The organism is Mycobacterium toneyamaense, assembly GCF_055384815.1.
Map to the genome: position 1 here is coordinate 235,955 of NZ_AP040333.1, position 22,982 is coordinate 258,936.

Here is a 22,982-nt window from a genome sequence, read left to right on the forward strand (position 1 = left end):
GCACGACGAAAAGCGATCAGATCCGGTCCGGTGGCAGATCGGTCGGCCGCTGGGTGGGCAGCTTCTCGGTCATGGCCTCGGCCGCGGGCATCGGGCCGGAATCGGTCTCACGCCGGCCGAAGAAGCCGTGCCCGGCGGCATCGAGGCCCGGATCGATCAGTGCGGCCTGCGACCGCAGGCTGTACCCGGCGAGCAGCACACCACCGACCAGGAACACCAGGCCCAGGCCACCGAAGGTGATGGGCAGGATGCGGTCCCACAGGGCGAGCTTGTCGCGCTCGTCGTGGGCGGCGGCGACCTGCGACTCGACCGTCTGCTCGTTGGAGGTGACGGTGTAGTCGGCGAACGTCACCTCGGGCTTGAGGGCGTCACGCGAGTAGTAGTGGAAGCCGCGGTCCTTCTCCTTGACGATGGTGCCCGAGACCGGGTCCACCCAGAAGGTGCGCGCCGCGGCGTAGTAGCGCTGCATCGTGATCGGGTCGGTCGGCTCGGCCGACGGCACGCCCCACAGTTCGGCGCGCGCGGTCACCGAGCCGTCTTCATCCTTGTCGTACAGCGACGAGTACTTGATGGGCTCGACCAGCTTGCCGTCGGCGTCGAAGCCGACGTTCTGCGTGAACTTGTAGACCGACAGCCCGTTGACGTCTTCTTCGCCCTCGTAGTTGGCGTCGTACGCCTTCTGCGCGATCGGGTCGAACACCTGGTAGGTCTTCTTCTCCGTGCTGAACGGGAAGCGGTAGCTCAGCCCGGTGTGGGGCAGCGCGATGTTGGTCGGCGGGTTCTGGTCCTCGATGGTGCGTGGCTTCTGCACCGAGCCGGCCGCACCGGTCACCGCCGCGGCGGTGGTGCGGTTGAGCGTCACGGTGTCGACGAGCGCGAGCAGCAGACCGTTGTCCTGTTGCTTGTCGGTGCGGCGCACCGTGCTGCCGACCTGCAGCGTCACCACATCGGCGTTCGCCGGGTTCTCGACACTGATCTGGCGCTGCAGCACCAGCGGCACGTTCTTGTTGACGACGAACTTCTCGCCCAGCAGCGACGCGGGGTCCAGCGCGGTCCCGGTGCCGTTGCTCACCAGCGTGGTGTCGATGTCGAGCGGGATCTTGGAAATCTTGCCCGACGTATAGGTACTCAAGAGCAGAGCAGCAATCAGCAGGGCGGCGCCGAGCCCCATCAAGACGCATGCCGCGATTCGCAACCCCACAGCGCGGTTCAACCCGTGCTCCTTACTTTGTCTGCCAGCCACACAGCAACCCGACTGACCCTAACAGCCCTTACTAAGGCACACCCTCAGAGTGGTGTGCGGGTGTCGGTGAGATTCGCCGCCGAGACCGGGCACCCGGCACACTGGGGTCGTGGGCGACCTGGGACACGACACCGCGGGCAGTGCTGAGGTGAGCGGCACCCGCAGTTTCCTGCCCGCTGTCGAGGGCATGCGGGCCTGTGCGGCCATGGGCGTCGTCCTCACTCACGTGGCGTTCCAGACGGCCAACAGCAGCGGCTGGTACGGCCGCTTGTTCACCCGGTTCGACCTGGCGGTCGCCGTGTTCTTCGCGCTGTCGGGCTTCCTGTTGTGGCGCGGGCACGCCGCCGCCGCGCGCGGCCTGCGGCACCGGCCGCCGACGGGCCACTACCTGCGCTCGCGCATCGTCCGCATCATGCCGGGCTATCTGGTGGCCGTCGTGGTGATCCTGGCGCTGCTGCCCGAGGCGCACGCCGACCTGACGGTGTGGCTCGCCAACCTCACGCTCACCCAGGTCTATGTACCGCTGACGCTGACCGCCGGGCTGACGCAGATGTGGAGCCTGGCCGTCGAGGTCAGCTTCTATCTGGTCCTGCCGCTGCTGGCGCTCTTGGCCCGCCGGTTGCCGGTGGACTGGCGGGTGCCCGCCATCTCGGCACTGGCGGTGGCGAGCTTCGCGTGGCCCGCGCTGCCGTGGCACCTGCCGTTCGGCGTCAACCAGATGAACTGGCTGCCGGCGCTGTTCTCGTGGTTCGCCGCCGGCATGCTGCTGGCCGAACTGACCGTCATGCCCGTCGGCCGCATGCACCAGCTGGCCCGGCGCCGCTGGGTGATGGCGGCCATCGCCGGGGTCGCGTTCGTCATCGCGGCGACGCCGCTGGCCGGCAACATCGGACTCGCACCGGGCGCCGTCAGCCAGGTCGTGGTCAAGACGGCGATGGGCGCCGTGGTCGCCGGGGCACTGCTGGCGCCGCTGGTGCTGGACGCACCCGGGACGCCGCACCGGATCCTCGGCAGCACCACGATGGTGACGTTGGGCCGCTGGTCCTACGGCCTGTTCATCTGGCACCTCGCGGCGCTGGCCATGGTGTTCCCGGTGATCGGTGAGTTCCCGTTCAACGGCCACATGCCGATCGTGCTGATCCTGACCTGGGTTTTCGGTTTCGCGATCGCCGCCGTGAGCTACGGGTTGATCGAGTCGCCCTGCCGCGAGTTGCTGCGCCGCTGGGAATCCCGGCATGCCCCGTCACCGCGGGACAGCGCGATCACGGACGCTCCGGAGCCGGCCGCGGTCGGATAGCCGTGTTTCAGGCACCACCGGAGCGCGTCTGGTGGCGAAGGTGCCGGCGCACCACCGTGCGCACGACGCGGCGTCGGGTGCGGGCCATCGGCCCGGTCGCGCGGATCTTGTGTGCGAATCGTTCGCCGGACTCCTTCAGCCGGTCTTTGACAGTGTCGATGTCGGTGTCCACCAGGGCATGGTGGCGCTTGCGCCAGGTGCCGGCGATCATGACTGCCTCGATGTTGGCGATGTCGGCTTGCAGTGCCGCGGCGATCGGGTCGTGCGCGGGCCACAGGTTCAATGCCCGGGCGTCGATGACGACCAGATCGGCCTGCATGCCAGGGGCGAGGTGGCCGACCCGGTCGGACAGGCCCAGGGCGCGGGCACCGTGGACGGTCGCCCAGGACAGTGCCTGCTTACTGGTTGGCGCCGCGGTCGGTGCGCTCAGTCCGGTGCGGCGTAATTCCAGGTCGTGGGTCAGTCCGCGCTGGCGGGCCAGGGTTATCCGGGCGGCGGTGAGAACTTGGCCGGAGACAGCGGTTTCGGTGTCGGTACCCAGTGACGGGGCTGCTTGCACACGCAGCAGTTGTTCGGTGATTGACGTGCAATGTCCTTGCCCCAGTTCATTTTCCGGGGTGGAGGTGAAGCTGGCTCCCGCGTCGACGAGGCGCTTGACCCAATCGTCGCTCAGGCCGGTGCCGTGCACGATGTTGGCGTGTGGCCCCCACAGGCCCGCAGCGCCGACAGCTGCCCAGCCCTTGGCGGGGGCTCCCGCGCTCTGGTGCATCGAGGCGATCACGCCGCGTTCAAGGGCGGCCCGCAAGTCCCCGATCGCCACGTCGGGTGTCGACAATTGCGGGCCCTTGATGGCCATTCCCAGCGTGAGCAGTGTGCTGTTGGCGACCGGCCCGTCGAGGAGCCGGTCGACCTCGCGCACGTCATGCGGTTTGGTCGGGCCGCCGTGCGGGGTGCCGTGCAAGAAGACCGCGCGAATGCCGGCGGCGGTCAGCGCGTCGATGGCGGCATCGGCGTGCTCCGGAGTCAGGCAGTTGTGACACCAGTCGCCCAAGGTGGTTGTCCCGCAATTGATCTGGTTCAACGCGCCGGCCAAGGTGCCGATGTACATGTCTTCGGGTCGGTATCTGCGGGCGACGTGGCCGTGGGTGTGGGCGAGGTATTCCAGCAATGACCAGTCCGCGCCGGCGAACCGTAGCGCGGTCTGCCAGGTGTGCAGGTGGGCATTGACGAGCCCCGGGATGACGATGCGGTCGGTGAGGTCGACGACGTCGGCGCCGGTGGGGTCGAGGCGGTCGCCCATCGTCGCGATTCGATCGTCATCGATGAGGATGTCGGTGTGTTCCGTGTCGGGTCGATTCGGAGCCATGGTCACTACATGCGCGCCGCGCAACAGAATTCGGGTCACTCGTGATCTCCTGTACGGCCTTCGCGGGGCGCAGTAATAACGGATACAGTGTGTCCGATAATACTGGGAGGTGTCAACCACGCATCGACCGGCGACTGATGGCGCTAGTGGGTGGTGAGCGCGCTCAGGTCGGTGGTGAGGGCGCCGTTGCGGATGGGCACGCACGCGTCGGGGAAGCCCTGAACAATTTCGGCACCGAGCCGGTCGAGCTCGTCGAGGAAGGCCGGCAGGTGACGCATCGCGCCTGTGGGCAGGTCGTGGATGACCACGACGCTCCAGTCCTGCTGGACGACATCGTGGAGGCAGCGCTGAACCCACTGTTCGGGTGAATCCCAGTCGTGGGGCACCGACGTCCACAGAACGCAGGTGTAGCGGTGCCGTTGCAGGTAATCGATTGTCGCCGAGTTGAACACGCGGCGGTCCAGCACGCCGCCACCGGCATAAGGGCGGAACAGCTTGTCGGGGTGCGCCAATGGGCCGATGGCGTCTTGGGCTGCGCCGATCTCGCGGTCGGGCAGCTCGGGGTCGTCGTGGTCACCGAACTGCACCGAATGAGTCATGGTGTGGTTGCCGATCCAGTGCCCGTCTGCCTTGGCGCGCTCGGCCAATGCGCGGGTGCCTCGTCGGGTGAGTTGTTCACCCACCACGAAGAACGTGGCCTTGATGCCGCGGTCGGCGAGCACGTCGAGCACTTCGGCGGTCGTCTCGGTCGGGCCGTTGTCGAAGCTGAGGGTGACTTTCATTGGCATCTCATGGTTTTCACGCTCCGCGAGCCCGCAGCCCGGCCACGACGAGGTCGGCGACGAATTCCGCGTGCCGGCGCACCGCGGTCGGGTCAAGGGGGTCGACGGGCTCGAGCATCGTCGCCAACGGGGCCAAGCTGAAGGGTGACGTAGCGCCGTGGGCCACGAGGAAGTGCAGGCTGCGCACGTCGACGTCCGTCAGTACCCCGCGATCAACCAACGTCTTCAGTGGGGTGGTCAGCCGCGCATACAGCGGATGGATGTGCGCGTCGAACAGATACGTCAACCGCGGGCCGGGGTGTGCGCCTTCCACGGTGACCATCCGCAGTATCTCGGGATGGCGCGCGTGGACCTCGAGGAGCTGGATCAGGCCACGCCGCAGGGCCTCCATCAGATCACTGTCGGCGAGCTGGGGGTCGATGGTGATCTCGTCCTCGATTTCGCCGAACGCCCAATCCACCGCCGCGTACCAGAGGTCTTCCTTGGATCCGAACCGCTGATGAATGAGGTTGTGGCTCACGCCGAGTTCGCGATTGAGTGCGGCGGCCGAGGTGCCGTCGTAACCGTTCTCGGCGAACGTCTTCAGCGCCGCCGACAAGATGTCCGTCAGCGCGGCCGGTGACTCGGTGGCCGGCGGCCGGCCGCGGCGCTTGGCAGTGCTCATTTCGGAAGTTTAGAACAAGATGTTGACGACCATCAACTTTTCTGGATAACCTGCATCACATCACTTAGTTGATGACCATCAATTTAATGCGGGTGCGCCCGCGGGCGTCGCGTCTGGGCGCGGCGAGTGCGAAGAACCCCTCTCGATTCCGAATTCCCTACCCCGGCAAGGAAATAGTTGATGCAACGCGAAGAACACATGATCGGCGACACGTTCGCCTACCGGTTCACCGACCCGTCGGCCGACCACGTGCTGTTGGTACAACACGGCACTGGCGGCCACGGCGGGATCTACGACAAATTCGGCGCGCACTATGCCGGCCTGGGTGCCGAGGTGTGGTGCATGGACGCCCCCGGCCATGGCCGGTCCTGCGTCGACCGTCGCGCCGGGCAGTTCACCCTGCAGGAATGGGTCGACGCGGCAATGGCCGTCACCGACCACATCGTCGCCCACACCGGGTTGCCGGTGTTCATCAAAGGTTCCTCGCTGGGTACGGCGGCCGCCTATTGCGCCTACGCCGCGTCCGATGACTACGCCGGCGCGATCCTGATGGGACTCGCAATCCCGTCCTCGCCGCTGATTCCGGCCGAAAATCCTTTCCGCACTGCAGCATTCGAGCAGATGACCAGTTTCTTCGGTCCGGCGCTGCGCTTCGACATCGAGCAGTACATCGATTTCGACGAGGACTACGGCTTCCACGGCGCGGGTCGGCAGAAACACGCCGACCCGCTCAACACCTGGAGCTATGACCTGGCCGCGTGGGGCTCGATCATGCGGTACGACCCGGCTGTTCCGTTGGCCGACAACACCAAACCCATCCTGTTCGCCGTGGGCGAGAAGGACCCGATCTTCACGCCGGATATGGCCAGGGCGGTAGCCGGCGCGGCCGGTGGACCCGTGGATCTGCACATCCACCCCGACGCTGTGCACCAACTCATGTTGTTCCACACCAGCGGTTACTCGCAGGTCGTGCACGAGTGGTGTCAGCGACAACTGAAGAGCAGTCAGCACCAAGGGCAGGAGTGAACACCGCCATGTCGACCGTCATCCATCCGTCAGCAGTCAATCACCTGGCCATCGCGACCCGCGACATCAAAGGCCAGATCGAGTTCTTCAGCACCGTATTGGGGTGTGCGCTCAAGGCGTTGTATCCGATGCACGGCGCTGAAGGCTGCTGGCATGGCTTTGTCGAGCTGAATCCCAAGTCCTACATCGCATTTGTCTATCACCCCGGCAATCCCGATACGAAGCAGTACGGGGTCACCCACGCCGCCGATCCGACCGCCCCTGTCGCGCCGGGCGCCATGCAGCATGTCGCGCTGTGGGTGGACACCGATGACGAACTGCTTGCTCTGCGCGACCGGATCCGCAGTCACGGTGTCCCCGTCCTGGGGCCCATCGACCACGGGTTCTGCCGGTCGATGTATTTCGGCGGGCCGGAGGGAATCGTGCTCGAGCTGACCACCGGCGATGCGATCGATCCCGCGGCGTGGATCGATCCTGAAACCGTGGCGATCAACGGCATCAGCGCCGAGGAGTTGGAAACCTACAAGAACCCGGCACCGTTCGACCGGACCGAAACCCCGGTCGCCCAGCCGGCCTACGACCCTGCCAAACCGCACATGGCCTACCCGGACGAGGTCTACCAGCTGATCCTTGCCATGACCGACGAGCAGGTGTCGGCGATGGTCAGTTACCCCGACCCGCCCGTGCGGCTGGACTGACCGCCATGACCATCCACATCGAAACCCACACGAAGAGACGCTCATGAAACTCGCCAATTACGACGGACGTGCAGTCATTATCACCGACGCCGGCCTCGTCGACATCGGGAAGGCCTCCGGCGGGTCCCTACCCAGTCATCCCGACCACGCTGTCGCTGCCATTGACGCCGTGCAGGCCTGGTTGGCGGACCGCCAGCCCGAACCGGATATCCAGCTGAACGCCGCCGACCTGCTCGCGGATCTGAGCGTGCTCGGCCCGCCGGTCATCGCGCCGCGCCAAATCTTCGCTGTCGGGCTGAATTACGCCGACCACGGGACGGAAACCGGATTGGCGGTGCCTGACGAACCGCTGATCTTCACCAAGTTCGCGTCCTCGATCACCGGACCGGGCGGGACGATCCCCCTGCCCACCGCAACGTGTGATTGGGAAGTCGAACTGGTTGTCGTGATCGGCCGCGGTGGGCGCAACATCGGCGTCACCGATGCGTTGCGGCACGTCGCCGGATATTGCATCGGCCAGGACATCTCTGAACGGCAGTCACAAATGGCCGGTGCGCCACCACAGTTCAGCTTGGCCAAGAGCTACCAAGGATTCAGCCCCGTCGGCCCGTGGATCACAACGCTCGACGAGCTACCCGACGTCCATGATTTGGCGATTGCCACGGCACTCGACGATGAAGTCGTCCAGCAGGCCCGCACCAGCGACATGATCTTCGGCGTCGAAGCGCTCATCAGTCACCTCTCGACGGTGTGCGCGCTGCTACCGGGCGACCTCATCTTCACCGGTACCCCGGCCGGGGTCGGGTACTCGCGCACACCGGCGCGCTACCTCACCCCCGGCACGGTGGTGCGCTCAGCTGTCGAGGCGTTGGGCGAATTGCGTAACCCCTGCGTGGGGGTGCCGCCCTCTACCACCGGCGGGACCGCGACCCGCTGACCGCGATGGCTCCGGCCGCGACGACCGCAGCCGCGGCGGTCGCTGTCGTGGCGCTCAGCGTCCTGCTCGCTTGATTGCTCCCATCTCAGTTTCCTTGGTGCGCAACCTGACTCAAGCCATTGATGAGCAGTTCCAGGCCGAAGGCGAACTCCTGCTCCAGCGGCACGGGCAGATGATCGGCGACGCTGACGGTGGCCGGAAACGCCTGGGGATCCAGGGTCTGCCAGACCTCGACCTGGTCCGCGGCGCCTGCATCCGGTGGGGTCAACTGGGTCGCGAACCCCAGCACATAGCGCGCCAGTGTGGCGCACGCCTGTGCGGCCAGGGGGGCCGCGAAGCCTGATTTGAGCAGCAGTGCGATGGTCTGTTCGCGCTGGGTCATTGCATTGGGCCCGGTGGGGATCTTCTCAACCAGTAGTGGTGCCACGTGCGGGTGGCGCCGGAACACGTCGAACAGGCTGTGCGCCAACGTTTTGCAGGCATGCTGCCATGTCATGGCGTCGAGCGCCTCGTCGTCGATATGTGCCTCGGCCAACACGCTGTCGATCACCTGAGCGACCAGCTGGGCTCGGCCGGTGAAGTGTCGATACAACGTCGCGGTACCGGAGTCCAGGCGCTGGGCCAGATTGCGCATCGACAGCGCGTCGGCGCCCTCCTCGTCCAGGAGCGCAATGGCCGTCGCGATGATCCGGTCCAGCGGCACTCGCGGGCGGCCGCGCGATCGCCGCGGGCTCTGCTCCAACTCGGTGCTGGTACCTGACGTGCTCACGCCGCCAGTATGCCCACCCTTGACAGCCATTGCAATAACGGCAACACTGTATCCATTATGAATCTTCGCGATATCGATGTTCACGCGGACTCGCGGTTTGCCACCGTCGACGGCATGCGCATCCATTACCGGCGGTCAGGCAAGGGCCCGACGGTGGTGCTGCTGCACGGCAGCGCGTCGTCGCTGTACGGGGTGGAGGCCGTAGCCCAACGGCTGTGCGGGTCCTTCGATGTGATTCGCCTGGATCTGCCTGGTTTCGGGGTGACGGGGCCGCGTCCCGACGGCGACTATCGCGTCACCACGTACGCCGGGACGCTTGCCCGCATCTTCGACGCCATCGGCGTCGAGCGATGCGCCGTGGTGGGTAACTCGTTGGGCGGCAACATCGCCTGGAACCTCGCGCTCGATCATCCCGAGAACCTGCAGCTGACCGGTTTGGTGTTGATCAATGCCACCGGCTATCCCGACAAGGAACTGCCGGCCGCGATGGCACTGGCGCGCAATCCCATTGCGGGCCAACTGTTGCGGCGGTTCATGCCGCGCCGTGCCGTCGAGCGCAGTCTGCGCCAGGCCGTCGGGCCGAACTCCGACGTCGTCGATGCCGCGATGGTGGAGCGCGCGCACCGGTTATGGAACCGGCCCGGTAACCGCTCGGCGTTCATCGATTTCCTGTGCACCGACCAGGCCGACCGCAGCGGCGAGATCCCTAACATCGACGTGCCGACCCTGGTGCTGCGCAGCGCCGGCATGGACGGCCAGCACTTCACGCGCGACATCGCCGGCAGCATCGAAAAAGTCCATCCCAATGGCGGGCACCTGCTCCCCGAAGAAGACCCCGCCTGGGTAGCCGATGCGATCGCCGAATTCCTGAAGTCCGTCTCAGCCTAGGAACACCGAATGAAGTACTTCGTCGCGGCAGGAGAAGACCGCAGACTCGATGCTGCCACGCGGCGCACCTTGCGGGGCAACTACATCCGATTGTCAGATGGCATAACGCATTACGAGCTGGCCGGGCCTGACGGCGGCGACGTCGTCGTACTGGCGGGCGGGCTGACGATCCCGCTGTTCTACTGGGACGATCTGGCTGCCGAGCTCCACGCCCGCGGACTGCGGACCCTGGCCTACAGCGGCTATGGCCGCGGCTACTCCGATCGCGTCGTCGCCCCTTACGACGAGGCGCTGTTCGTCCGCCAACTCCGTGAGCTCGTCGAGTACCTCGACCTGCCCGCCACGCGCCACATGGTGGGCACGTCGATGGGAGCGCTTATTGCCATGGCGTACGTGGGTCAGCACGCCGGCAGCATGGCCACGCTGACGCTGGTGGGTCCTGCCGGGCTGAGCCGTCAACCTCTTGCACAGAAGCTGTTGGTGGGCAACGACATCACGGCCGGCTTCATCGCCAAGCGATTCGGGCGGCGTGTCCTCGATCGGCATCTGGGACACAATGTGGCAGACCCCTACCGCGCCGCCGTGCTGGCGGCGATGGTCGGCGACGCCGCGCGGTACGAAGGATCCATCTACGCGCTTTTCGAGACGCTGCAACACTTTCCGCTATTCGACCGCGCCGAGCTCTACCGGCGCACGGGCACGCTTGATCTGCCCACCCAGCTGATCTGGGGCCGTGAGGACCACGTCACGCCGATCAGCAGCCTGGACCGGGTCCGCGAACTGCTTCGGCCCAGCCAATGCCACGTCATCGATGACTGCGGCCACATGGCTCCTTTCGAACGTCCCCTCGTCGTCGCCGACCAATTGGCGACCTTCTACAGATCGGCTTGACCCATGACCACAACAAGCAGCACCACCGACGTCTTGATCATCGGCGCGGGGCCGGCCGGCACCGCGCTCGCGATCGACCTCGCCCGCCGCGGCGTGGCGGTACGCCTCATCGACAAGGCACCACACGCCTTCGACGGTTCGCGTGCCAAAGGCGTCCAACCGCGCACCCTCGAGGTCCTCGAGGACTTGGGTGCCCTACCCGACGTCCTCAATCAGGGCACCCTGTACCCGCCGATGGGCATCCACCTCGGCCCCCTCACCATCCCGTACCGCGCGATGGCCAAAGGCAAGCGCAGTGCCGACGTCCCCTACCCCGACACCTGGCTGATCCCCCAGCACCGCACCGACCGCGCACTGCATGCCCGGTTCGAAACCCTGGGTGGCCGTGTCGAATTCGGAACCGAGTTGACGGAATTCACCGACCACGGCACGCATGTCACCGCGCGCGTCACGACCACCGATGGTGGCGAGGACATCACCGCGCGCTACCTCGTCGGCGCTGACGGCGGCGCCAGCCGGGTCCGCAAGATCGTCGGCGTCGAATTCAGCGGTTCCACCGACGAGGCCGACCGCATCCTCATCGTCGACGCCGCGGTCTCCGGTGGGCTGTCGCGCAAGTACTGGCACGTCTGGCCTGGCGTCAAGGGTCGCTTCGTGGGCGCCTGCCCGCTGCCGCACAGCGACACCTTCCAGTGGATGATCCGACTTGCGCCCGACGAGCATCCGCCGCAAGACCTGGCTCAGATCAACGCGCGCATCCAGGCGCATACCCGCAACAAGCAGCTCGCGCTGCGAGACATCCAGTGGCAGTCGGTTTTTCGGCCCAACATCCGGCTGGCCGAGAACTACCGACGCGGCCGCGTCCTGCTGGTCGGTGATGCCGCGCATGTGCACACCCCCGCCGGCGCCCAGGGCCTCAACACCGGGATCGGCGACGCCTACAACCTGGGCTGGAAACTCGGCCAGGTCCTGGCCGGAGCCGACGATCGGCTCCTCGACACCTATGAACAGGAACGCCGGCCCATTGCTGCCGGCGTGCTCGGGCTCTCCACGAAGAAGTACGAGGGGATCGCCAAGCTCGACCCATCGAGCCTGCGGCGCGGAAAGGACGAGAAACAACTCGCCCTGACCTACCGCGGCGGGCCGCTGGCGCCGCCGGCCGCCGACGACACCGCGACGCTGCGCGTCGGTGACCGCGCGCCGGACGCCGACCTCGTCACCGCGGACGGGCGCCGCGTGCGACTGTTCGACGCTTACCGCGGATCGCATTTCACCGCGCTGGCCTACGGTCGGCACGCCGCCGCCGCGCTGGCAGCACTCGAGTGGCCCACCGCGGGCGCGTCACTCGACCGCCTCGTCGTCGATGCAGGCCGCGGCGGCCCCGACGGCGTGTTCGGCGACCCGACCGGAGAATTCGCCAAGATCTACGGCTTGACGCGGGACACGCTGGTGCTCGTCCGCCCCGACGGTTACATCGGCCACATCGCCGTCCACGACCTCGCCGGAACAACGCGGGCCGCCGTGCAGGCCATGACTCCGCTGTCCTCCGTATCAGCGCCGTCGAAGCAGTTATGACGGTCGGCGCCGAGGCACGCACGTCGAGCAGTCGAAACCGAAGGGCCAGTGGCCCAGTGGCCACCGGGCTGCTGGCGTACGCGTTCGCCGTGATCATGGCCGGCACGACATTGCCCACCCCGATGTATGCGCTCTACGCCGACACCATGGGCTTCACCGTTCTCACCGGCACGGTGATCTACGCGGCCTACGCCGGTGGGGTGCTGGCGGCGCTGATGCTGTTCGGACGCTGGTCCGACGCCATCGGTCGACGACCGGTCCTGCTCGCCGGGGTCGCCCTCGCGGTCGCCAGCGCCGCGACGTTCCTGATGGCCGGTGATGTGACGACCCTGGTGGCCGCTCGGGTGCTGTCGGGACTGTCCGCCGGCATCTTCACCGGCACGGCCACCGCAGCGATCATCGAAGCCGCACCACCGAAATGGCGTACCAGGGCCGCCGCCATCGCAACCGTCGCCAACATCGGCGGCCTGGGTGCGGGTCCCTTCCTGGCCGGTGTTCTCGTCCAATACTGCCCGGCACCGCTGCAGCTGGCGTTCGCGCTGCACATCGTGCTGGCGGTGGCGGCGGGCCTTGCGGTCGTCGCGATTCCCGAAACATCAGCCAGGACTGGGCAACTCGGTATACAACGGCTGCAGCTTCCCGCGGAGGTACGCGGCACTTTCACCCTCGCCGCGATCGGGACGTTCGCGGGATTCGCCTGCATGGGGCTGTTCGCCGCGCTGGCGCCGTCATTCCTGTCCACCATGATCGGCATTCACAACCACGCCGCGGCCGGGCTGGTCGCCAGCTGCACCTTCCTCGCCTCGGCGATCGCCCAGGTGGCGGCCAACCAGACGCAGCCGCACCGCGCGATGGCCGTGGGTTGCGCGATGCTGGTGCTCGGCATGATCGCCTTGGCGGCGGCGCTGATCACCAGCTCACTGGCCGGGGTCGTCGCTGCCGCCGTCATTTCCGGTGCGGGACAAGGCATCAGCTTCAGCCGCGGCCTGGCCGCCATCACCGAGGCCACACCAATCGAGCGGCGCGCTGAAGTCAGCTCGACGCTGTTCGTGGTGGCCTACCTGGCCATCTCGCTGCCCGTCATCGGCGAAGGCCTGGCCGCACAGCACTGGGGGCTGCGCAGCGCCGGCATCGGTTTCGCCATCGGAGTCGGCGTGCTCGCGGCCACCTGCCTGATCGCGTTGCCGGCCCTGCGCCGCCGGCGCTGACAGTTATCCGCTTTTCGCCCGCGGCGCGTCCCACAACGACGCCGCCAGCGCGGCCACCGAGATCAGCGCCAGGAACTGCACCCACGGCGAATGCCCGACGTAGCCGTCCACCGACCGCCACGGGTACGCGCTGAGCGCCGCGCCCGCGCCGATGAGGCCGCTCGCCGAGGCGATGACGGTCCAGCCGTCCAGCCACCGCTCCCGCGACCTCAGCAGGAACCGGATGCCGATGGCCGCCGCGACGGTCGCCAGACCCGCGAATCCGGCCACCAGGACACCGAATCCGACGAGGGCTACGCCGACCACCGCGGGACGCGGCTGCCAGGTCGGCGTCGGCTCGTCGTCGACGCGGCGCCGCATCGGCAGCAGCGCCAAGAGCGCCAGCAGCGGAAGCAGCGCCAGCCCGCCGAACAACCCGATCCGGTACGGGGTGTTCAGCGCGAACGTCAGCGTGACGACGCCCGCGGTACCGGCCGGCAGCACCCAGCCCTGCTGCCAGCCATTGATCGTCACCGGCGTGAGGATGGCGCCGTTGGCGGTGTGGGCCGTCCAGCCGGGGTTTACGCTCTCGGGCACGACGAGCACCCGCTGCACCGGAGACGGCGTCACGTCCACCTCGCGGTGATCGGAGGTCCATTTCTTCAGCCGCGCGGGAGTCGCCCCGGCACTGTGGATGTGGGCGGCGAGCGGGCCGGTCAGACGGGCGCCGACGACGGTGAAGAACGGGCCGGGGCTGATCAGCAACTCCTGTTTACCGGCGGGCAGTTGCAGCGGCGCGGATTGGCACGGCTGGGCCGCGATGGGCTTGCCGTCGAGCAGCGCGCCGACCGTGGTGTGCACCGAGGTCTGCAGGAACTGGCCGGCGATCGCGACGATCGGCCCGCGGCCGCACGGCAGCGTGATGGCACGGCGGCGGTTGGCGGCGGCGTCGGCGGCGGCGATCGGTGCGCCGTGGTCGTCGAGGGCGGTGACCTCGGCCAGGCCGGGCGGCTTCACCTGGTCGAATCCCAGGGACGTGCGGTCGATCAGGTCGTGCCAGTCGAGGATCGACAGCTTGATGGTGTCGGTTTTCGCGGGGTTGAGCTTGATGGTCTGCGGTCCGTCGCCGATCCGTCGGACCTGCGGTCCGTTGCCCAGGTCGACGGCGACGACGGTCGGATGCGCCGGCAGCTCGGAGGCGCTGGGGACCAGTCGCAGGGCGCTGACGGTCGTCGGCGCCGGCAGGTGCACGGTCAGGTTGGCGCCGTTACGGAACTGGACGATGCCTTGCGGGGCCACCCACGCGGTGCGCGGGTCGCCGTCGGTGGCGGCGTAGGCCGATCCGGCGACGTCGATGACGTCCGAGTCGCCCGACGCGCGGGTGGTGCCCGGCTGGCCGACCAGGTCGGCCAGGTGCGGCCCCTGCCGGGCCTGCACCCAGATCGTGGGGACGACGGCCATCGGCGCCGGCACGGTGAGCGTGCGGCTCATGTTGACGGGCTCTTCGGGCGACTGCGCCATGGTGGCGGCGCACCGGACCCCGTTCGGGCCCTCGGCGCAACCGGGCCGGCCCAGCTGATCGTTGCCCAAATCCCATTGTGCGACAGCCGATCCCGCAGGCGGGCCGGGCACGTCGACGGTGTGCCGCAGGCTCACGGCGTGGGCGAAGCCGGAGGCGTCGTACTGCGTCACGGAGAAATCGGTGATGCCGAACTGCACGCCGGGGGAGCCGTCGTCGGTGCCGGTCGCGGTGAACCGCACCCACGACGTCTCGCCGTAGGGCAGCGCCGCGGTCAATGGCTTGCCGGGCTGGTCGAAGCGAATAGTGCTGGTGCCGTTGGCCGTTGCCACTTCGATGCGGCGTACCTGGGCGCCGACCGCGGTGGCGCTCGGCGTCAGGGTGATGGTCGCGTTGGTGACCGGGTGGTCGAAGTCGACCTGAAGCCATTGCCCCACAGCGGTTTGCAGCGAGCTGGACACCCAGCTGGTCGAGGTGTCGCCGTCGATCGCGGCGGCCGGCCCGGCCGCCGTTGCCACGTTGGGCAGTGCGGTGGAATCGGACGACGAACTCGACGTGGTGATCCGTCCGCCCGGCCACTGGCCGTAGGCGGTCGTGGCGCCTGGGCTGGGGTAGTCCATGACGCGGTTGAAGGTGCGGCGCGGGTCGTCGGGCGCCCGGACCGCCGACGAGTGGTCGTCGACGCGGCCGTAGTCGGTTTCGCGGGCCAGCGGGGTGTCGGTGACGGTGACCTCGGGCACCGGGAGTCCGGCGCGCTGCGCATCCTGCGTCAAGACCATGGGGCCCAAGGGGTTTCGGCCCATCAGGCGGCGGCGCTCGTCGATGCGCAGCAGTGATTCGGGGCCGCCGTCGATGCGGGGCATGGTGTCGGTGTCGGCGAGGTAGGGCTGTGTGGTGGCGGCACCCGTCACTTTGTAGATCTCGACGGCGGGGTAGCGCGGCCGCAGGCCACTGTCGGAGACGAAGCCGTCCAGCGTGCCGGGGCCGACCGGATCACCGAACTGGGCCACCCGCGTCAGGCCGGGGGAACCCTCGATGGCCCGGTGCACCAGCAGCGGCCGCGCCGAGCGCGAGTTGTCGGGGTCCAGGTCGTTGCGCACCACGATGAACGAAATGCCTTGGCGGGCCAGGGTGTCGGCCAATCCGGCGGACGGCCGGCCGGTCGCGAACAGGCGTTGCACGGAGTCCAGGGCGCGGATCGTTTCGGGCGGTGTCAGCGGAATCGAGTCGCGTACGCCCCATGCGCCGCGTTCCAGGACCTGCAGGGGTTCGTCGTGCGTGTTTCCCCAGACCTGGTTGGCGAAGGGCGCGCCCGGCGCGACGAGCACGCGGCCCGGCGTCTCGGCGTTGTGCGCGTCGAGCCAGTCCGCGGTCTGGTGCCAGTACTGCGGAATGGCGCGGTAGGCACCCGGTGCGGCGAGCCGACCCGTCCATGCCAGTGACGTGCCGGCGGCCAGCGCCGTCAGCAGCACTACGGCGACGGCCATCCGCTTGTCCCGCTCGAGGTGCGCGAACGCCTGGATCCATTCGCGACGCGGCGCGCTGCCGGGCAGTGGAATGCGGCCGAGCACGTGGGCCAAGCCCAGGGTCAACGGCAGCCGCAGCACGGGCTCGAGCTTGTGGACGTTGCGCAGCGGGGTGCCGGCAGCGTCCAGGAACATCTGCACCTGGTGCGCGATCGGCGAGCCCAGGCCACCGGAGTAGGCGACCGCGAGCAGCAGCAGACCGAACAGCAGCATCGAGATGAGGCGGCCCCGGGCCGGCATGCTGCGCATGGCCAGGCCCGCCATGCCGCCGGCGGCGACCAGCGTCGTGGCGAGCACCGCCACCGAACCGGTCACCAGCGACGAACCGGCCGTCGCGTTGGTCGCGACGAATGCCGTCCAGCCGTAGGTGCCGCGCAGCACCTCGGTGAGTGACAGCCACTGCGTCGTGACGCCCGACGACTCGATGAAGTCCAGGAACGGTGGGCTGATCCGGCCGAGCAGCAGCAGCGCGACCGCCCACCACAGGATCGCGAGCAGCGTGCAGCCGAACCACCACGCCGTGAAGCGCCACCAGCGGCGGTTGGGCCGGTGCGCGGCCCACCAGATGAGCGCGGCCAGGCAGCCGGTCAGCGTGGCGACGGCGTTGACGGCGCCCATCAGCGCAACGGCGACGGCCGAGCGCGCGGCCAGCTGCCGAACCCTCGGGTCACCACGCAGCGCCAGGATCACCGGCAGCAGCACCCACGGCGCCAGCATCATGGGCAGCGTCTCGGAGGAGATGGCGCCCAGCGTCGTCAGCGCCCGCGGGGACAGGGCGAACGCCACGGCGGCGAGCACGCGGGAGGACCGGCTGCCGATGCCCAGGGCCTCGGCGACCCGGATGACTCCCCAGAACCCGACGACCAGCAGCAACGCCCACCACAGCCGCTGCGTCACCCAGCCGGGCAGGCCGATGACGTCACCGGCGAGGAAGAACGTCCCGTGCGGGAACAGATAGCCGTAGGCCTGGTTCTGCGACTGGCCGAAGGGCAGGTCGCTGCTCCACAGATTCGCCGCCCGCGCCAGGAAACGCGCGGGGTTGGCGGTGAGATCGAGTTTGGTGTCGGGCGAGACCCGGCCCGGTGACTGGGCGAACGTCAGGACCAGTGCGACCGCGCTGACGACCCATAGGCAGCGCCGCGAGAGGGGCGCTACGGGATCAGCTGCGGTTGCCGTATTCGACCCGGTTGAGCACCGATGACGCTGGATCGCCCGATTGCAGCGTCGGCTTGGTGTCCTGCTCCAGCATCAGCGTGGTGCCGAAGACCGCTGCAGCGCCGAGCAACAGACCGACCACGATGCTGGCTCCGGCGGGCACGAGGAAGCGGTCCATGGCGCCCAAACTAGCATGACGACCTGCCTGGGCCCCGTTTCGGCGGCCGTCTCACGGGGTCCCGGGGGACCGCGACCGGAACCGTTAGGCTCGAAACCCATGTCCCTGACCCGAACCCTCGGCGCGCTGGCACTGGTGTCCGGATTGGTCGCCGGTTGCTCGTCGTCGTCCGACCGTCCGGCCGCGTCCAGTACGTCCAGCCAGGCCTCCAGCACCGCGTCCTCGAGCAAGCCGATGGACGCGCCCGCACCGACCGCCCCGCCGTGCGATCCGCACGCGCTGCTCAGCACGCTCACCCTGCGCCAGAAGCTGGCCCAGCTGCTCATGGTGGGTGTCAAGGACGCCGCCGATGCCCGCGCCGCGGTGACGCAGCAGCAGGTCGGCGGCATCTTCATCGGCAGCTGGACGGATTTGTCGATGCTGTCGGACGGCTCGATCCCGGCGCTGCAGGCCGCATCCGGGGCGCTGCCGCTGGCGGTCAGCATCGACGAGGAGGGCGGCCGGGTGTCCCGGCTGAAGAAGCTGATCGGCCCGCAGGAGTCGGCGCGCGTGCTGGCGGCGACCAAGACCCCGGCCGAGGTTCAGGCCATCGCCAAGGACCGCGGGCAGCAGATGAAGGACAAGTTCGGCATCACCGTCGACTTCGCGCCCGACGCCGACGTCACCGAAGAGGCCGACGACGAGGTCATCGGCGACCGCTCGTTCGGCGCGGACCCGCAGAAGGTGACCGAGTACGCCGGTGCGTACGCCGCGGGGCTGCGTGAGGCGGGGCTCGTCCCGGTGCTCAAGCACTTCCCGGGACACGGGCACGGCTCGGGCGACTCGCACACCGGCGGCGTCAAGACGCCGCCGCTGGAGGCGCTCAAAGACAACGACCTGGTGCCGTACCGGACGCTGACGACGCAGCAGCCCGTCGCTGTGATGGTCGGCCACCTGCAGGTGCCGGGACTGACGCAGGGCGACGACCCGGCCAGCCTGAGCAAGCCGGCCTACGACCTGCTGCGCAGCGGCGAGTACGGCGGCCCGCCGTTCGACGGCGTGGTGTTCACCGACGACCTGACCGGCATGGCCGCCATCACCCAGCACTTCGGCGTGGCCGACGCGGCGCTCAAGGCGCTGCAGGCCGGCGCGGACGTCGCGCTGTGGATCACCACCGACGGCATCCCGGACGTGCTCGACAAGCTGGAGGCGGCGGTGCAGGCCGGGCAGCTGGACCAGGCGCAGGTCGACAAGTCGGTGCTGCGGGTGGCGGGCATGAAGGGGCCGGGCGCGAAATGCGTGAAGTAGGCCGCTCGTTGCATACCCTGATCTGATGGCAGGTGGAACCAAGCGGCTGCCGCGGGCCGTCCGCGAACAGCAGATGCTCGACGCCGCCGTGCAGATGTTCTCGGTGAACGGCTATCACGAGACCTCGATGGACGCGATCGCCGCGCAGGCCGAGATCTCCAAGCCGATGCTGTACCTCTACTACGGCTCGAAGGAAGAGCTGTTCGCGGCGTGCCTGGACCGGGAGCTGACGCGCTTCGTCGACACCGTCCGCGCGGACATCAACTTCGCGCAGAGCCCGCGCGACCTGCTGCGCAACGCCGTGCTGTCGTTCATGACGTACATCGACCGAAATCGGGCGTCGTGGATCGTGCTCTACACGCAGGCCACCAGCTCGCAGGCGTTCGCCCACACCGTGCGTGAGGGTCGCGAGAAGATCATCGACCTGGTGGCGCGGCTGCTCAGCGCGGGTACCCGAAACCCGGAGCCGGACAGCGACTTCGAGATGATGGCCGTGGCCCTGGTGGGTGCGGGTGAGGCCATCGCGTCCCGCGTCAGTGCCGGCGACACCGACGTCAACGACGCCACCGAGCTGATGATCAACCTCTTCTGGCGCGGCCTGAAGGGCAAGCGCGCCGAGTCGTAGGTTTCTCGCGCTCCCGCGGCGCCGCGACGGTGCACACAGATCGCCCTCCCAGCGATTCTGGCGATCTGGTCGCACATTCGCGGACCGGCAGCCCGTCCCGGGGCTCTCTCCCTTGGTGCCTTTCGCTGGGAGCCGTCAACTTTCCCTGACGCGTCAAGGAAAGTTGACCACTCCAAATCGCATGTGCCACAGGAGAGGACGACACGCCGGCGGCACGGTTCGCGACGGCGCTGGTATGGTCCGATTCGAGCCAGTCGAACCCAACGCGGTTGGGTCAGGGAATCCGGTGCGAAACCGGAACTGACGCGCAGCGGTAAGGGGGACAGGCGGAGCAATGGCCACTGGCCCCACGTGGGCTGGGAAGGCGCTCCGGCCTGGATGATCCCGAGTCCGAAGACCTGCTGGCTCGGGTTCTCGCGGCCTGGCGGCGCGAGGTCCCGCCCACGCATGGACTCCGCGACCTGAGTCCCGGATCGGAAGGCGCCGCCGTGTCTCGACGTACCATTCTGCTTGTCTCGCTGGTTGTTTCGCTCGTCTGCTCGTGTAGCGGACCGCGGGCGACAGGAACCGTCAACGCTGGAACCGCCGGCTATCCCGTCACGCTGCAGAACTGCGGACGCACGGTGACGGTGAAATCGCCGCCGCAGCGCGCGGTTTCGATCAACCAGCCGGCCAGCGAGCTGCTCCTGGCGCTCGGGCTCGCCGACCGGATGGCCGGCACCGCGTCCTGGAGCGATGACGTCCGGCCCGACCTCGCCGCCGACAACGCCAAAGTGCCTGTGCTGAGCCGGGATTTCCCGTCGTTCGAGCGGGTACTGGCAGAGAAGCCCGACTTCGTCTATGCGACGTTCGACTGGTCGTTCACCGATCAGGGCGTCGCCCCACGGGAGCGGTTCGAGCGCCTCGGGGTGCCGACGTATCAGTCCTCCAGTGAGTGCGGCGGTCAGGACGCGCCGCAGGCGCGGGCGTTGACGCTCGACGACATGTATGCCGAAATCGCCGATGTCGCCCGGATTTTCGGGGTTTCAGAGCGCGGGGACAAGCTGGTGTCGACGTTGCGGGCGCGCATGGCGACCGCAACCATCGGTCTCAGGGCCGACGGTGTCTCCCTGATGTGGTGGTACGCCGGTACCAGAACTCCGTACATCGCGGGCTGCTGCGGAGCGCCCGGCATCATCACCACCGCGGTCGGGGCGCGCAACGCGTTCGCCGACAGCAGGCAGTTGTGGCCCGAGATTTCGTGGGAGGCCATCCTGCAGCGTGACCCCGACATGCTGGTCCTCGCCGACCTCACCCGGGGCAAGGACGGCGACAGCGTCGCCGACAAGATCAAGTTCCTCGAAACCGACCCGGCCGCAAGCAAGTTGAAGGCCGTGCGGGAGAAGCGGTGGATCATCTTGCCGGCCAGCGCGATGGATCCGTCGCTGCGCAACGTCGACGCCGTCGAGACCGTCGCGTCCGGGCTCCGCGCATTCGGACTGGGCGGGAAGTCCTGACGGCGGTGCGCACCGCCGGGATGGTGGCGCTCGGCCTGGTCGGGCTGGTGCTGTCGATCGTGGCGGCCATGGTCATCGGGCCGGCCGACCTCGGCGTGGGTGACGTGTATGCCGTCGTCGCGCAACATCTTTGGGGACGCGCCGCCGACATCCCGCCGATCGATGACGGCATCGTCTGGGAATTGCGACTGCCCCGCGCGTTGCTCGCCGCGATCTGCGGCGCGGGCCTGGCGATCTGCGGCGCGATCCTGCAGTCGCTGATGCGCAACCCGCTGGCCGACCCGTTCATGCTGGGCATCTCGTCCGGTGCGTCCACGGGAGCGGTGCTGGTCGTCGTCGCGGGGATCGGTGGCGCCCTGACGCTGTCGGGCGGGGCGTTCGTCGGTGCGGTGCTCGCGTTCGTGCTCGTGCTGGCCCTCGCCGCGGTGTCCGGCGGCGGGCCGGACCGGGTGGTGCTGGCCGGGGTCGCCGGCACTCAGCTCTTTTCGGCAACGACCGCCTTGGTCGTCTTCTCCTCCGCCGACGCGCAGCAGACCCGCGGGGTGCTGTTCTGGTTGCTCGGCTCGCTGGCCGGGGCGAGCTGGTCTCAGGTGGCACTGTGCGGTCTGGTGTGCGCGGCGTGCCTGGCCATCTGCTGGCTGCAGTCAGATGCCTTGGACGCGTTCGCGTTCGGCCATGATGCGGCCGCCGCGCTGGGTGTCTCGGTGCGGCGCGTGCGCGCCGTCTTGTTGGCGACGACGGCTCTCCTGACGGCCGTGCTGGTGAGCGCCGCCGGCGCAATCGGTTTCGTCGGGCTGGTGTTGCCGCACGCGGCCCGGATGATCGTCGGGCCGTCGCACCGCCGGCTGTTGCCTGTCACCGCGATCACCGGCGCCATCTTCATGGTCTGGGTCGACGCCGCCGCCCGCACCGTATTCGCGCCGCAGGAGTTGCCGGTCGGCGTGGTGACGGCGCTCGTCGGTGTGCCGATCTTCATGTGGATTCTGGCTCGGCGCCGGAGGTTTCGATGACGAGCGGGCTCGCCGCTGAATCCGTCAGCTGGTCGACGGGCGGTCGGCTCGTCATCGACGGGGTGTCGCTGGTCGTGGCCGACGGTGAGACGCTGGGGCTGCTCGGGCCCAACGGCGCCGGCAAGTCGTCGCTGTTGCGGTTGCTGGCCGGGCTACGGCATCCCGACACTGGTGCCGTGCTGCTCGACGGACGTCCGCTCGCCGGTCATCGTCGTCGCGCGGTGGCGCAACGGGTCGCGGTGGTCGAGCAGCAGGTCAGCACCGAGCTCGACCTGACCGTCGGCCAGATCGTGCGGCTGGGCCGAATTCCGCACCGCGGCATCTGGTCTGGTGACACCGAGGCCGACTGCCGCGCCGTCGAGCGCGCCCTGCACCAGACCGAGACGACAGCCCTGCGCGACCGGGATTGGCGCACGCTGTCCGGTGGTGAGCAGCAGCGGGTGCAGATCGCCCGGGCGCTGGCCCAGGAGCCCCGCGAGTTGCTGCTCGACGAGCCCACCAACCACCTTGATATCCGGCACCAGTTTGAGCTGATGGCGCTGATCCGCGCGCTGCCGGTGACGGCGGTGGTGACGCTGCACGACCTGACGCTGGCGGCGTTGTTCTGCGACCGGCTGGTCGTGCTCGACAAAGGGCGGGTTGTCGCGGCCGGGGCACCCGCCGAAGTCCTTACCGCTGAGCTGATTTCGTCGGTCTACGGTGTTGCGGCCCGGGTCACGGTCGACGACACCGGCCGCCCGGTGGTCCACCTCCTCCCGCCTGGGTCGCCGAGCCCGAGGTAGGTCGCGAGAATCCACTGAACCTACTCGATCAACGTCACGTTGATTGCGAGCTTTGAGCCCGGTCTCCCAACATGTTTCGGC

The 22,982-nt window shown here is 68.4% G+C and carries 20 protein-coding genes and 1 riboswitch; of the genes, 13 read left to right on the forward strand and 7 right to left on the reverse strand.

Annotated elements, in window-relative coordinates:
• Nucleotides 1–16: 16 nt before the first annotated feature.
• Entirely contained in the window at nucleotides 17–1,213 is a 1,197-nt protein-coding gene (pgfA, locus tag ACZ5IQ_RS01085) for a cell envelope lipid trafficking protein PgfA (protein WP_318984785.1), read from the reverse strand.
• 217 nt (nucleotides 1,214–1,430) lie between these two features.
• Here pgfA and ACZ5IQ_RS01090 point away from each other — a divergent pair, with 217 nt between their 5' ends.
• Nucleotides 1,431–2,540, forward strand: a complete 1,110-nt coding sequence (locus ACZ5IQ_RS01090) for an acyltransferase family protein (protein WP_346416655.1) — start codon at nucleotides 1,431–1,433, stop codon at nucleotides 2,538–2,540.
• Between the two features lie 7 nt (nucleotides 2,541–2,547).
• On the opposite strand, the gene ACZ5IQ_RS01095 is transcribed toward ACZ5IQ_RS01090, so the two are convergent.
• The 3 genes from ACZ5IQ_RS01095 to ACZ5IQ_RS01105 form a co-directional block, all read right to left on the reverse strand.
• Nucleotides 2,548–3,945 carry an amidohydrolase family protein gene (locus tag ACZ5IQ_RS01095; RefSeq protein ID WP_464480675.1) on the reverse strand — a complete coding sequence of 466 codons (1,398 nt, stop codon included), beginning with the start codon at nucleotides 3,943–3,945 and terminating at the stop codon, nucleotides 2,548–2,550.
• Nucleotides 3,946–4,049: 104 nt separating this feature from the next.
• Complete coding sequence (locus ACZ5IQ_RS01100; protein ID WP_318984783.1) at nucleotides 4,050–4,688, reverse strand: polysaccharide deacetylase family protein; 639 nt, start codon at nucleotides 4,686–4,688, stop codon at nucleotides 4,050–4,052.
• Between the two features lie 16 nt (nucleotides 4,689–4,704).
• Nucleotides 4,705–5,352 carry a TetR/AcrR family transcriptional regulator gene (locus ACZ5IQ_RS01105; RefSeq protein ID WP_318984782.1) on the reverse strand — a complete coding sequence of 216 codons (648 nt, stop codon included), beginning with the start codon at nucleotides 5,350–5,352 and terminating at the stop codon, nucleotides 4,705–4,707.
• Between the two features lie 180 nt (nucleotides 5,353–5,532).
• Here ACZ5IQ_RS01105 and ACZ5IQ_RS01110 point away from each other — a divergent pair, with 180 nt between their 5' ends.
• The 3 genes from ACZ5IQ_RS01110 to ACZ5IQ_RS01120 are packed head-to-tail and all read left to right on the forward strand — an operon-like array spanning nucleotide 5,533 to nucleotide 8,013.
• Entirely contained in the window at nucleotides 5,533–6,378 is an 846-nt protein-coding gene (locus tag ACZ5IQ_RS01110; protein WP_318984781.1) for an alpha/beta hydrolase, read from the forward strand.
• Between the two features lie 8 nt (nucleotides 6,379–6,386).
• Nucleotides 6,387–7,076, forward strand: a complete 690-nt coding sequence (locus ACZ5IQ_RS01115) for a VOC family protein (RefSeq protein ID WP_406803991.1) — start codon at nucleotides 6,387–6,389, stop codon at nucleotides 7,074–7,076.
• A 43-nt stretch (nucleotides 7,077–7,119) separates the two neighbouring features.
• Nucleotides 7,120–8,013: a fumarylacetoacetate hydrolase family protein gene (locus tag ACZ5IQ_RS01120; RefSeq protein ID WP_406803992.1), complete on the forward strand. Its 894-nt coding sequence runs from the start codon at nucleotides 7,120–7,122 to the stop codon at nucleotides 8,011–8,013.
• Between the two features lie 85 nt (nucleotides 8,014–8,098).
• Here the strand turns inward: ACZ5IQ_RS01120 and ACZ5IQ_RS01125 are convergent, their stop codons facing one another.
• Complete coding sequence (locus tag ACZ5IQ_RS01125; protein WP_318984778.1) at nucleotides 8,099–8,782, reverse strand: TetR/AcrR family transcriptional regulator; 684 nt, start codon at nucleotides 8,780–8,782, stop codon at nucleotides 8,099–8,101.
• Between the two features lie 9 nt (nucleotides 8,783–8,791).
• Here ACZ5IQ_RS01125 and ACZ5IQ_RS01130 point away from each other — a divergent pair, with 9 nt between their 5' ends.
• The 4 genes from ACZ5IQ_RS01130 to ACZ5IQ_RS01145 are packed head-to-tail and all read left to right on the forward strand — an operon-like array spanning nucleotide 8,792 to nucleotide 13,344.
• A complete protein-coding gene (locus tag ACZ5IQ_RS01130; RefSeq protein WP_346416509.1) occupies nucleotides 8,792–9,670 on the forward strand; it encodes an alpha/beta fold hydrolase in 879 nt (292 codons plus the stop codon).
• Between the two features lie 9 nt (nucleotides 9,671–9,679).
• Entirely contained in the window at nucleotides 9,680–10,561 is an 882-nt protein-coding gene (locus ACZ5IQ_RS01135) for an alpha/beta fold hydrolase (protein ID WP_318984777.1), read from the forward strand.
• Between the two features lie 3 nt (nucleotides 10,562–10,564).
• Entirely contained in the window at nucleotides 10,565–12,136 is a 1,572-nt protein-coding gene (locus tag ACZ5IQ_RS01140; RefSeq protein ID WP_464480676.1) for an FAD-dependent monooxygenase, read from the forward strand.
• 56 nt (nucleotides 12,137–12,192) lie between these two features.
• Nucleotides 12,193–13,344, forward strand: a complete 1,152-nt coding sequence (locus ACZ5IQ_RS01145; RefSeq protein ID WP_464480677.1) for an MFS transporter — start codon at nucleotides 12,193–12,195, stop codon at nucleotides 13,342–13,344.
• Nucleotides 13,345–13,347: 3 nt separating this feature from the next.
• Here ACZ5IQ_RS01145 and ACZ5IQ_RS01150 read toward each other — a convergent pair whose 3' ends face one another.
• Together ACZ5IQ_RS01150 and ACZ5IQ_RS01155 are read right to left on the reverse strand one after the other, a co-directional pair.
• Entirely contained in the window at nucleotides 13,348–17,577 is a 4,230-nt protein-coding gene (locus ACZ5IQ_RS01150; protein ID WP_464481523.1) for an alpha-(1->3)-arabinofuranosyltransferase, read from the reverse strand.
• The gene (locus ACZ5IQ_RS01155; RefSeq protein ID WP_020103457.1) at nucleotides 17,528–17,701 is read right to left on the reverse strand and encodes a DUF2613 domain-containing protein; all 174 of its coding nucleotides are present in this window, start codon (nucleotides 17,699–17,701) and stop codon (nucleotides 17,528–17,530) included. The genes ACZ5IQ_RS01150 and ACZ5IQ_RS01155 overlap by 50 nt, the downstream gene beginning before the upstream one ends.
• Before the next feature lie 99 nt (nucleotides 17,702–17,800).
• On the opposite strand from ACZ5IQ_RS01155, the gene ACZ5IQ_RS01160 reads away from it, so the two are divergent.
• The 5 genes from ACZ5IQ_RS01160 (at nucleotide 17,801) to ACZ5IQ_RS01180 (ending at nucleotide 22,901) form a co-directional block, all read left to right on the forward strand.
• Nucleotides 17,801–18,988, forward strand: a complete 1,188-nt coding sequence (locus ACZ5IQ_RS01160; RefSeq protein ID WP_464480678.1) for a glycoside hydrolase family 3 N-terminal domain-containing protein — start codon at nucleotides 17,801–17,803, stop codon at nucleotides 18,986–18,988.
• A gap of 25 nt (nucleotides 18,989–19,013) precedes the next feature.
• Nucleotides 19,014–19,613: a TetR/AcrR family transcriptional regulator gene (locus ACZ5IQ_RS01165; RefSeq protein ID WP_020103459.1), complete on the forward strand. Its 600-nt coding sequence runs from the start codon at nucleotides 19,014–19,016 to the stop codon at nucleotides 19,611–19,613.
• Nucleotides 19,614–19,847: 234 nt separating this feature from the next.
• Nucleotides 19,848–20,033, forward strand: a riboswitch (cobalamin riboswitch).
• Nucleotides 20,034–20,101: 68 nt separating this feature from the next.
• Nucleotides 20,102–21,109: an ABC transporter substrate-binding protein gene (locus ACZ5IQ_RS01170; RefSeq protein ID WP_464480679.1), complete on the forward strand. Its 1,008-nt coding sequence runs from the start codon at nucleotides 20,102–20,104 to the stop codon at nucleotides 21,107–21,109.
• A gap of 20 nt (nucleotides 21,110–21,129) precedes the next feature.
• The gene (locus ACZ5IQ_RS01175) at nucleotides 21,130–22,119 is read left to right on the forward strand and encodes a FecCD family ABC transporter permease (RefSeq protein WP_073697406.1); all 990 of its coding nucleotides are present in this window, start codon (nucleotides 21,130–21,132) and stop codon (nucleotides 22,117–22,119) included.
• A complete protein-coding gene (locus tag ACZ5IQ_RS01180; RefSeq protein WP_464480680.1) occupies nucleotides 22,116–22,901 on the forward strand; it encodes an ABC transporter ATP-binding protein in 786 nt (261 codons plus the stop codon). Before ACZ5IQ_RS01175 ends, ACZ5IQ_RS01180 begins: the two co-directional genes overlap by 4 nt.
• The last annotated feature ends 81 nt before the right edge of the window (nucleotides 22,902–22,982 follow it).